Below are 10,428 nucleotides of genomic sequence, written 5' to 3' on the forward strand. Positions count from 1 at the left end.
ACAACAACAAGACCTTCGGCATCGGCTGGACCGAGAACGTCAAGACGGACATCACGATCCACCACAACTGGATCCGCGAGACCGAGCAGCGCAACCCGTCCACCGACAACGCCGCCCACGCGCACCTCTACAACAACTTCCTGGAGGACGCCCCGGGCACGGACATCAACTCCTCGTACGGCAACTACTCGCGCGGCGCGACGAAGATGGTCCTGGAGAACTCCCTCTTCCAGGGCATCAAGAACCCCGTCATCAAGGACAGCGGCGCCGCCATCGTCCAGCGCGGGAACTCCTTCTCCGGCACCAGCGGGCGCAACGAGAGCGGCGGGACCGCCTTCGATCCGAAGGCCTTCTACCCGTACTCCCTCGACAAGGCCGCCGACCTGCCGTCGGTCCTCAAGGCCGGTGCCGGGCCCCGCGCTTCCATCGGTACGAGCGCCGCCGCCTCCACCAAGGCCGCCAACGCCACCACCCTCACCGTGGCCAAGGACGGCAGCGGGCAGTACACGACCGTGCAGGCCGCGGTGAACGCCGTACCGGCGAACAATCCGTCGCGGGTCGTGATCGCCGTCAAGCCGGGGACGTACCGGGAACTCGTGAAGGTGCCGTCCAACAAGCCGCACGTCACCATCCAGGGCACCGGCGGCAGCCGCAAGGACACGACGATCGTCTACAACAACGCGTCCGGTACGCCCAAGCCCGGCGGCGGCACGTACGGCACGGGCGGCAGCGCCACCGTCGCCGTCGAGGCCGACGACTTCCAGGCGCGCAACCTGACCATCTCCAACGACTTCGACGAGAAGGCCAACCAGAACCTGAGCGGGCACCAGGCCGTCGCGCTGCGGACCGCCGCCGACAAGGTGTTCCTGGACGGGATCATCGTCAGCGGCGACCAGGACACGCTGCTCCTCGACACCGCCGCCAAGGACCGGCTGGGCCGGGTCTACGTCGCCAACTCCTACGTCATCGGCAACGTCGACTTCATCTTCGGGCGGGCCACGGCCGTCGTCGACAAGTCCGTCATCACGCTGAAGAAGCGGTGGGACGGGACGTCGGCCGGTTACGTCACGGCTCCGAGCACGGCCGCGAACCGCAAGGGCATCCTGATCGCCAACTCCACGGTGAACGGCGATGTGTCGGGCGGCAGCTTCTACCTCGGCCGGCCCTGGCACGCGGGCGGTGACGCCTCGCTCGACCCGCAGACCACGGTCCGCAACACCAGCCTGAGCGCCGCGATCAAGTCCACGCCGTGGACCGACATGAGCGGCTTCTCATGGAAGGACGACCGGTTCGCCGAGTACAAGAACACCGGTGCGGGGGCGGGTTCGGCGAGCTCCAACCGGCCGCACCTGACCGACGCGCAGGCCGCGGACCAGGAGGTCGCGGACTGGCTCGCGGGCTGGACGCCCTCGGCGTCCTGAAAGGCTCCCTTCCGGGTCCGGCTGACGAGCGGCGCCGGGCCCGGAAGGGCCACCATGCGGTTGTGCCTGGTGAGGACTACTGGTTCCAGGCGTAGTGCAGCCGGTCCAGGCCGCTGGAGTTGTTCACCGTCAGGCTGAGGTTCGTGCCCGTGCCCTGGAGCGTGGTGAGGGAGTAGGTGTCACCGTTGCGCAGGCCGGGCCAGTACACCGAACCCAGGCCCAGTTCGCGGATGGTGTCGGTCGCGGCCTGGATGTACGCGACCTCGTTGGAGCCGCCCACCGGGCCGTTGTAGTCCAGGCCGGTCGTCATGGACGCGCCGAACTCGTCGAGGATCGTGCGCGAGGCGCAGTCGCCGATACGCGCCTTGAAGTCCTGCTTCCACTGGTCGACGCTGGTCCAGTCGGTGTGCCAGAAGCCGTAGTTGTGCAGGGCCAGGCGCGTGCCCTTCAGGCGCGGGTCGGCGCACACCGGCTTGACGTCCTCGCTGTACTTGTACCCGCCGATCACCATCCGGTCGCGGGGCACGTTGCCGTGGGAGGCCACCCACTTCGCGGCGACGTCGGTCCACTCCTGGGCGGTGTAGCCGAACGGCTCGTTCATCGGCTCGAAGTACACCTTGGAGTTGCGGGCGTAGGCGGAGGTGATCCGCGCCCACATCTGGTTCCAGGAGGCCTGGTTGTCGATCTTGCCGTCCTTGGCGTTGTCGGCCTCCCAGTAGCCCAGGATGACCTTGAAGCCCTTGGCGGTGGCGGCGTCGATCGCGCCCCGGTACGACTTCCAGAACGGGCCGTTCACGGAGGTGGGGTTGACCGGGAGGCGGACGGTGTTGGCGCCCAGCTTGGAGAATCCGCCGATGATCGCCTTGGACTTGGCGTAGGTGGTGGCGTAGCTGTCGGAGGTGGACAGGCCCGAGGGCACGACCGCGTCGTGGGCGTAGTTGTCGCGCGGGTCGGCCCAGTTGACGCCCTTGAAGTCGCTGACGGGCGGCGGGGCGGTGGTGGAGGCGGCTGCGGGTGAGGCGAGAGCTCCGCCGAATGCCGTGACGCAGGCGAGCAGGGCCCCCAGGCCGGCTGTCCCCCGATGAGTCTTTCGTGACACGACGTCCCCTTCTGAGCAGTTGTGTTCCGCGAGACCTCGCGCACAGAGCGGCGGCTCGTTGGCTCCCGCAAACTAGAAGAGGACTCGAACAGAGGTCAACACATCTGCTCACCAAATTTCATCAAGAACGCAGACAGCCCGGACCCGGGGGACCCGCCGGCTACGACCCCACGTTCAGCCCCGAGCCCGACACCCGCACCCGGATGCCGTCCTCCTCCACCCGTACGTCGTCCAGCCGTACGTCCCCCTGCTCCGGCTTCGGCAGTTCGAACGCCAGCGCCAGCCGGTCGGCCAGGACCGGGCGGGTCAGACCGGACAGCTCGTCGAGGAGGTTGGGGTCCAGGCCGATGCGGCGGAGCACCTCGGGGTTGTCCAGGGCCAGGTCGATGAGGTTGAGGCGCTCGGCCTGGCGGGCGAACTTCGGGGAGCCGGTCAGCTCGGTGAGCTTGCCGTCGTCGGCCAGGGCCTCGCGCACGGTCGCCTCGGGCACACCCATCCGCTGCACGATGGCCGGCACCGACAGCAGTGCCTTGGCCTTGCGGGTCTCCCGGGCGAGGTCGGCGGTCCCCTTGGGCGTCAGGTGCAGGCCCTCGGAGGCGCGGGTGCCGGGGCGGTAGGTGGCCAGGTCCCCGATGTCGAGCCGCATGCCGCCGATCTCCGTGGCGATCCCGCGCTCGCCCTGCCGCTGGATCCGGGCCTCGGCGCGCAGCCGCAGATCGTGCCCGGCGACGGGCAGGGTGCCGCGGGCCCGGACGCGGTCGCGGCCCTCGCCGGTGAACGTCACCTGGGAGGCGCCGAGTTCGCGGTTGAGGTCCTCGAAGGACAGCAGGACGTCCCCGTCGAACCGGGGGACGTGGGCGCCGCGCACGGACGTGAGGCCGTCGGCGTCCAGCCGGATGTCGTGCGCCGTGGCCGACACCCTCGCCAGGGAGACCCGGTCGGCGGCGACGTCCGGGACGGTCACCTTTACCGAGTCGAGCTGTTTGTCGGCGAGTTGGGTGAGGAAGGGGAACCCGCCGATCTCCACCTCGGGCGCCGCCGCGAGGTCGAGCCGGTCCTTGAGCGTGTCGGCGGCCCGGTGCTCGGCGTACAGCACGGCCCAGCGGTCGCCGAGGGCGGTGAAAGCGGCGAGGACGACCAGGCCGACCACCGCCTTCACCGCGAGCGGCAGCCCGGCGAAACGATTCCGCCGACGCCGGCCGCCACGCCGGTGGTCGGGCGGCGACCACTCCCGTTCCGCCTCGTCCCGCTGCTCGGCCTCCTCGCCGAGGAAGTCCTCCAGAGGGGTTTCCTCCAGCGGGCCGTCGTCGAGTGCGCCGAGTTCCTCGTAGGGGTTGCGGGGCTGGTCGGAGGGGCCGTGAGGGTGCTCGATGCGGTCGTGGGGCAGGTCTTGCATGTCCATGCGGTGGGGGGTGCGCATCGTCTCATCCGACCATGCGCACCGCCCCTGACCGCAACTTGAATCCCCTGTATGCGATTTACTTCACGATCGCGATACGGTCCGCCTTCGGCGGGGCCAGCGGGTTCGTGGCCGAGGAGTTGGCCGTGAGGTACTGCTCCAGCGCCGTCAGGTCGTCGGCGCCGACGACGTCGTTGGTGCCCTGGCCGAGCGTGGGGAAGCCGTCGCCGCCGCCCGCGAGGAAGCTGTTCGTCGCGACGCGGTAGGTGGCCGCCGGGTCGATGGCCTTGCCGTCCAGCAGAATCGAGTCGGTGACGACCCGGTCGGCGCCGGACTTGGTGAGGTCCAGCGTGTAGGTCAGGCCGGACGAGACCTGGAGGACCTTGGGCGCCGCCGCGTTCGGGCCGCTCACCTGCTCCTTGAGCACCTGGATCAGCTGGGCGCCCGTGAAGTCCTGGAGGTTCACGGTGTTGGCGAACGGCTGGACCGTGAAGCCCTCGGCGTACGTCACGACACCGTTGCCCTCACCGGCCTTGGCCGTGTAGGTCAGCGGAGCCCGGATGCCGCCGGGGTTCATCAGCGCCAGGTCGGTCTCCGGGTCGAGCTGCTTGCCGTGGGCGAGCTGGGCGTCGGCGATGAGGTCGCCGAGCGGGGACTCGGTGCCGGTGTTGCCGATGTCGCCGGAGATGTAGCCGATCGGCTTGTTGCCGATGGGCGCGGCCAGCGTGTTCCACTTGCCGATCAGCTCGGTCATGTCGGGCGCCTTGGGGACGTCCCGGGTGACCACGTGGTTCGCGGACTTCACGGCCGTACGGGCGATGTCGCCGGTCTTCCGGTCGTACGTCAGCGTCGTGTCGGTGTAGAGGCGGCCGAAGGACGCGGCCGAGGTGACCATGCGGGGCTTGCCCGCCGGGTCGTCGATCGTGCACACGTACGCGTTGTGCGTGTGGCCGGTGACCAGCGCGTCCACCTGCGGCGTGACGTTCTTGGCGATGTCGACGATCGGGCCGGAGATGCCGTCGCCCGCGCCCGGGGCGTCGCAGTCGTAGTTGTACGACGCCGACGCCGGGAAGCCGCCCTCGTGGATGAGGGCCACGATCGACTTCACGCCCTGCTTCTGGAGCACCTTGGCGTACTTGTTGATCGTCTCGACCTCGTCCTTGAAGGCGAGGCCCTTGACGCCCTCGGCGGAGACGATGTCCGGGGTGCCCTCCAGGGTCACGCCGATGAAGCCGACCTTGACGCCGTTCTTCTTCCACACCCAGTAGGGCTTGAGGATCGGCTTCTTCGTCTTCTCGTCGAGGACGTTGGCGGCCAGGTAGGGGAAGTCGGCGCCCTGGAACTTCTGGTCCGAGTAGCAGCCGTCCTTCGGGTGGCAGCCGCCGTTCTGCAGGCGGGCCAGCTCCCCCGCGCCCTCGTCGAACTCGTGGTTGCCGACGGAGGTGACGTCGAGGTCGAGCTTGTTCAGCGCCTCGATGGCCGGCTCGTCGTGGAAGAGGCCGGAGATGAGCGGGGAGGCGCCGACCATGTCGCCGCCGGCCGCGGTGATGGAGTACTTCTCGCCCTTGCGGGCCTGACGCAGATGGGTGGCGAGGTACTCGACCCCGCCCGCGTCGATGGTCTTCGTCGTGCCGTCGGCCTGGTGTTCGGTGACGCGGCCGGAGGAGCCGGCGGGCGGCTCCAGGTTGCCGTGCAGGTCGTTGAAGGACAGCAACTGGACGTCCTGATAGCGGCCGGGCCAGTGGCCGCCGCCGCCGTGGTTCTCTCCGGCCGACGCCGACCCGGGCATCGTCGCCGCGGCCAGCGCGCCGACGGTGACGACACCGGCGGCGAGAGCGACGAGACGGTTCGTACGACGTCTGCGGCGCTCCTGGTGCGCCGGTGCCGGTGAAGTGGCTGGCATACGCCCCCCTGTTGGGTCTGCTGGGACAGTGATGTCGTCCGGCGCAGCCTAGAGTCAACGCGCGTAGCGCGACAGAGCTTTCGTGGTTACAGCCTGATTGCTTCTTGCCGCCGATTTCCCGGCGCTCCCCCGTACCCTCGTACGCATGACCAGCGACGACACCGCACGGCCCGGACGCACCCGCTCGATCGACACCTACGCCGCCCTCTCCGCGGAGCAGACCGAGGCCGTCCTCGGACTGCTCGCCGAGGCCGCCCGCACCGACGGGCAGCAGGCGGTCTCCGAACAGGGCCGGTTGCAGTTGCGCGGCGGCGAACGCGCGGGCGTGGCCCATCTGCTGCTCACCGTCGACGGTGAACTCGTCGGGTACGCCCAGCTGGAGGACACCGACCCGGTGGAGCCGCCGGCCGCCGAGCTGGTCGTGCACCCCGGGCACCGGGGCCAGGGGCACGGGCGGGCGCTGGGCTCCGCGCTGCTGGCCACGTCCGGCAAGCGGCTGCGGGTGTGGGCCCACGGCGGCCACTCCGCCGCCCGGCACCTCGCCCAGGTCCTCGGCCTGACCCTGTTCCGCGAACTGCGCCAGATGCGGCGCCCGTTGACCGGCTTCGACGCGCCCGAGCCGGTCCTCCCCGAGGGCGTCACCGTCCGCACCTTCGTCCCCGGCCGGGACGACGCGGCCTGGCTCGCCGTCAACGCCGCCGCCTTCGCCCACCACCCCGAGCAGGGCTCCCTCACGCAGCGGGACCTCGACGACCGCAAGACCGAGCCGTGGTTCGATCCCGCGGGGTTCTTCCTCGCCTTCCGCGGCGACGAACTCATCGGCTTCCACTGGACCAAGGTCCACGCGGGGGAGGGCCTGGGCGAGGTGTACGTCCTCGGCGTCGCCCCCGGCGCCCAGGGCGGCGGCCTCGGCAAATCCCTCACGACGATCGGCCTGCGGCACCTGGCGGACCGGGGGCTGCCGACCGCGATGCTGTACGTCGACGCAGACAACACGGCGGCGGTGTCGGTGTACGAGCGGCTCGGGTTCGTCACGCACGAGGTGGATCTGATGTACCGGACGGAGACGTGACGGTGCCGGTTCCGGCCGGCGTCGGCGTCAGCCCACCGGGGTCGGGGCGTCGGCCGCGACGCGCGCGACGGACGCCCTGACCGCCTCCAGCGCCGCGATGCGTTCCTGGTCGGTCATCCGGGCGGGGCCGTACGTGATCACGGGCTCCAGGACCTGGAAGCCGACGAACTCCAGCATGCCCCGGTGGATGTGGAACAGGAAGTCGTCCATCGGGCCGAAGGCGCCGCCGGGGCGGAACGACTCGCCGGGCCCGCCGGTCGTGAACAGCAGCATCGCACGCTTCCCGGCGAGCGCCGCGTCCCCGAAGAGTCCGTGGTCCCCGCCGAAGACTCCGCCCATCACGAAGACCCGGTCCACCCATCCCTTGAGGACGGCCGGCAGCGAGAACCACCACATCGGGAACGACAGCACCAGCAGATCAGCGGCGAGCAGCCGGTCGAGATGGGCTCTGACGGCCGCGTCGAGCGTGCCCTCCCGGACCGCCCGAAGCTGCTCGGCCTGCGGTTTGAACGGGCCCTGAACCGGTGCGAACTCCTCGCGGGCCAGCACCGGCGCCCAGCCGTCGGCGTAGAGGTCCAGGACGTCGACCCGGTACCCGGCCTCGGCCAGGGACTGGGCGGCGGCGGTCATCTGGGCGGTGCTGAACGACTGGGGCTCGGGGTGGGCGTGCACGATCAGGGCCGTGCGGGCAGCGGTGAAGGTCGACATGAGGAGATCATATCGACGTATCGCGATTCGTCAATGTCAGGTGGTGCCGTATCAGAGGGTGGTGCCGATCGCCCGCGCCAGCCGTGCCAGCCGCTCTTCGTCGCGCCGGTAGTGGGTCCACTTGCCCACCCGGGTGGGACGCACGAGTCCCGCCCGTTCGAGCGTGCTCATGTAGCTGGAGACCGTCGACTGGGCGAGTCCCGCCTTCGCCTGGATGTGCGTGACGCACACGCCGACCGTCCGGCGGTCCGCGATCGGCTCGTACGCGCCGAAGTGCGCCTCGGGATCCTTCAGCCACTGCATGATCTGCAGCCGGGCAGGGTTGCCGAGGGCCTTGAACACCTCGATCAGGTCGCCCGCATCCAGTTCCGCCGTCGCGGCCATGTGCCACCCTCCTCGCCCGTCAGTGCGACACACCACGATATATCGATATCGGGTGCGTGCTATTCGTCGGCGTAGGTGAGGCTGTCCGGCGGAGGCACCGCTGCCCCCGGCAGCCGTACCGTCGCCACCGCGCCGCCCCCCTCCGCCGGGGACAGCGACACCTCGCCGCCCGCCTGCTGCACCGTGCGTGCCACGATCGACAGGCCGAGGCCCGAGCCGGGCAGCGCTCGCGCGCTCGGGGAGCGCCAGAAGCGGTCGAAGACGTGGGGGAGTTCGTCGGCGGGGATGCCCGGGCCGTGGTCGCGCACCGTCAGGGTGCCCTCGGACAGGCGCACCTCGATCGTGCCGCCCTCCGGGCTGAACTTCACCGCGTTGTCGAGGACGTTGACCACCGCCCGTTCCAGGGCGGAGGGTTCCGCCCGGACGAACCAGGGCTGGACGTCCGCGGTGATCGTCAGTTCCGGGCCGCGCAGCCGGGCCCGCCGCAGCGCCGAGTCGACGATGTCGTGCCAGGCGATGATCTGCGTGCGGCCCGCGTGCTGGCCCGTGTCCGGCCGGGACAGTTCCTGAAGGTCGCCGATGAGCGCGGCCAGCTCCGTCATCTGCGCCTTCACCGACGCGAGCAGCGCCTTGCGGTCGGCCTCGGGGATGGGGCGGCCCGTCTCCTCGCTGCGGGTGAGGAGCTCGATGTTGGTGCGCAGGGAGGTGAGCGGGGTGCGCAGTTCGTGACCGGCGTCGGCGATGAGCTGTTGCTGGAGGTCGCGGGAGCTGGCCAGGGCGGAGGTCATCGAGTTGAACGAGTGGGAGAGCCGGGCCACCTCGTCCTCGCTGTCCTGGTCCACCGGGATGCGGATGCCCAGGTCCTCCGTGCGGGCCACGTGCTCGACGGCCTCGGTGAGTTTGTCGATGGGGCGCAGTCCGGCCCGGGCGACCGCCAGCCCGGCGGCTCCGGCGCCCAGGACCCCCACGCCCGAGACCAGCAGCAGGATCAGGGCGAGATCGTTGAGGGTGGACTGGGTGTTCTTCAGGGGCAGGGCGAGGATCAGCGCGGCGTTGGGCGCGTCGGGCTGCTCGGACGCCAGCCGCACGGTCATCACGCGCAGGGCGTTGCCGTGCTCGTCCGTGCCGTTGCGGACGATGCCGCGGCCCACGGGGGAGTCCCTGATCACGTCCCGGTCGGCCTCGGTGACCTTGACCAGGCCCACGGAGCTGGAGTGGACGCAGATGTCCCCGTCCGCCTTGACGACCTCGAAGTAGGAGCTGTTCCGGAAGCTGTTGCCGCCCTGCGGGGTCTGCGTGCAACTGTCCACCGCCTGCTGGATGGCGATGTTCTGGCCCGGCTTCTGCAGCGACTTCTCCAGGTCACCGTCCACCTGGTCGTACAACTTCCCCTGCACGATGAACCAGCACGTCACCGACACCGCTGCCACCGCGAACGCCACCGCCGCCGCCACCAGCAGCGCCAGCCGGGAGCGGATCGGCAGCGAGCGGAACCGGCGTACCACCTTGTTCACTCCGCGCCGCCCTGCCGCAACACGTAGCCCACACCCCGCACCGTGTGCACGAGGCGCGGCTCGCCGCCCGCCTCGGTCTTGCGGCGCAGGTACATCACGTACACGTCGAGGGAGTTCGACGACGGCTCGAAGTCGAAGCCCCAGACCGCCTTCAGGATCTGCTCCCGGGTGAGGACCTGGCGCGGGTGCGCCATGAACATCTCCAGCAGCGTGAACTCCGTACGGGTCAGCTCCACCTGGCGGCCGCCCCGGATGACCTCGCGCGTCGCGAGGTCCATGCGCAGATCGGCGAAGGCGAGGACGTCCTCGTCGTCCGGAGAACCCGCACCGACGGCCGCCGCGTAGGAGCTGCGGCGCAGCAGCGCGCGGATACGGGCGAAGAGTTCGTCCAGTTCGAAGGGCTTGACCAGGTAGTCGTCGGCGCCGGCGTCGAGGCCCGTGACCCGGTCGCCGACCGTGTCGCGGGCCGTGAGCATGAGGATCGGGGTCGTGTCGCCGGTGCCGCGGATGCGGCGCGCCGCCGTCAGGCCGTCCATGCGGGGCATCTGGATGTCCAGGACGACCAGGTCGGGCCGGTACGCCGCCGTCTTCTCCAGCGCGTCCGCGCCGTCGACCGCGACCTCGGTCCCGTACCCCTCGAAGGCGAGGCTGCGCTGGAGTGCTTCGCGTACGGCCGGCTCGTCGTCGACGATCAGGATGCGCTGGGGGTCACGGTCGCCGTCTGCGGGGCTCATGGGTCGGGGTCCTCGGGTGTGGTGTGGTGGGGCGGGACGGGGTGTCGCTGACGCTCTCAGCCTCGCACGCCGGCGGGGCGGGCCGGGGGAAGGATCAGCCCGGGATCAGCCCCGTATCTCGCGCCGCCGGTGCGTGCCCGGTGGAACTCAGTCGGTGGCGCCGGCCCGCAGCTTGGCGAGGTCGGCCTTGACGG

General features: G+C 70.4%; 9 protein-coding genes. 2 read left to right on the forward strand and 7 right to left on the reverse strand.

The genetic code is table 11. The features are described from left to right. On the forward strand, positions 1-1,421 hold a 1,421-nt coding region (locus CCL05_RS31945; RefSeq protein ID WP_086564165.1), incomplete at its 5' end, for a pectinesterase family protein. 76 nt (positions 1,422-1,497) lie between these two features. On the opposite strand, the gene CCL05_RS31950 is transcribed toward CCL05_RS31945, so the two are convergent. From CCL05_RS31950 to CCL05_RS31960, 3 genes are all read right to left on the reverse strand, one after another. Further along, positions 1,498-2,520, reverse strand: a complete 1,023-nt coding sequence (locus CCL05_RS31950) for a glycoside hydrolase family 5 protein (RefSeq protein ID WP_086564166.1) — start codon at positions 2,518-2,520, stop codon at positions 1,498-1,500. A 160-nt stretch (positions 2,521-2,680) separates the two neighbouring features. After that, a complete protein-coding gene (locus tag CCL05_RS31955; RefSeq protein WP_208641664.1) occupies positions 2,681-3,940 on the reverse strand; it encodes an LmeA family phospholipid-binding protein in 1,260 nt (419 codons plus the stop codon). Positions 3,941-3,998: 58 nt separating this feature from the next. Next, the gene (locus CCL05_RS31960; RefSeq protein ID WP_086564167.1) at positions 3,999-5,822 is read right to left on the reverse strand and encodes a bifunctional metallophosphatase/5'-nucleotidase; all 1,824 of its coding nucleotides are present in this window, start codon (positions 5,820-5,822) and stop codon (positions 3,999-4,001) included. Between the two features lie 145 nt (positions 5,823-5,967). Between CCL05_RS31960 and mshD the strand changes: the two genes are divergently transcribed. Next, on the forward strand, positions 5,968-6,894 hold the full coding sequence (mshD, locus tag CCL05_RS31965; protein ID WP_086564168.1) for a mycothiol synthase: 927 nt from the start codon (positions 5,968-5,970) through the stop codon (positions 6,892-6,894). 27 nt (positions 6,895-6,921) lie between these two features. Here mshD and CCL05_RS31970 read toward each other — a convergent pair whose 3' ends face one another. Genes CCL05_RS31970 through CCL05_RS31985 form a run of 4 tightly spaced genes read right to left on the reverse strand, consistent with a single transcriptional unit; the run spans position 6,922 to position 10,234 of the window. Continuing rightward, positions 6,922-7,602 (reverse strand): NAD(P)H-dependent oxidoreductase, encoded by a 681-nt coding sequence (locus tag CCL05_RS31970; protein ID WP_086564169.1) that lies wholly within the window; start codon positions 7,600-7,602, stop codon positions 6,922-6,924. Positions 7,603-7,653: 51 nt separating this feature from the next. Then, entirely contained in the window at positions 7,654-7,986 is a 333-nt protein-coding gene (locus CCL05_RS31975) for an ArsR/SmtB family transcription factor (RefSeq protein ID WP_086564170.1), read from the reverse strand. A gap of 59 nt (positions 7,987-8,045) precedes the next feature. Continuing rightward, a complete protein-coding gene (locus tag CCL05_RS31980) occupies positions 8,046-9,500 on the reverse strand; it encodes a sensor histidine kinase (RefSeq protein ID WP_086564171.1) in 1,455 nt (484 codons plus the stop codon). Beyond that, complete coding sequence (locus CCL05_RS31985) at positions 9,497-10,234, reverse strand: response regulator transcription factor (RefSeq protein ID WP_086564172.1); 738 nt, start codon at positions 10,232-10,234, stop codon at positions 9,497-9,499. The genes CCL05_RS31980 and CCL05_RS31985 overlap by 4 nt, the downstream gene beginning before the upstream one ends. Positions 10,235-10,428: the final 194 nt, after the last annotated feature.

The sequence above is a fragment of the Streptomyces africanus genome, assembly GCF_002150735.1.
GTDB classification, from domain to species: Bacteria; Actinomycetota; Actinomycetes; order Streptomycetales; family Streptomycetaceae; genus Streptomyces; species Streptomyces africanus.

Bases quoted from the DNA above. Each gene is read 5' to 3' on its own strand.
- CCL05_RS31970 (WP_086564169.1), bottom strand. From the start codon at position 7,602: ATGTCGACCTTCACCGCTGCCCGCACGGCCCTGATCGTGCACGCCCAC.
- CCL05_RS31985 (WP_086564172.1), bottom strand. From the start codon at position 10,234: ATGAGCCCCGCAGACGGCGACCGTGACCCCCAGCGCATCCTGATCGTC.
- CCL05_RS31975 (WP_086564170.1), bottom strand. From the start codon at position 7,986: ATGGCCGCGACGGCGGAACTGGATGCGGGCGACCTGATCGAGGTGTTC.
- CCL05_RS31955 (WP_208641664.1), bottom strand. From the start codon at position 3,940: ATGCGCACCCCCCACCGCATGGACATGCAAGACCTGCCCCACGACCGC.
- mshD (WP_086564168.1), top strand. From the start codon at position 5,968: ATGACCAGCGACGACACCGCACGGCCCGGACGCACCCGCTCGATCGAC.
- CCL05_RS31960 (WP_086564167.1), bottom strand. From the start codon at position 5,822: ATGCCAGCCACTTCACCGGCACCGGCGCACCAGGAGCGCCGCAGACGT.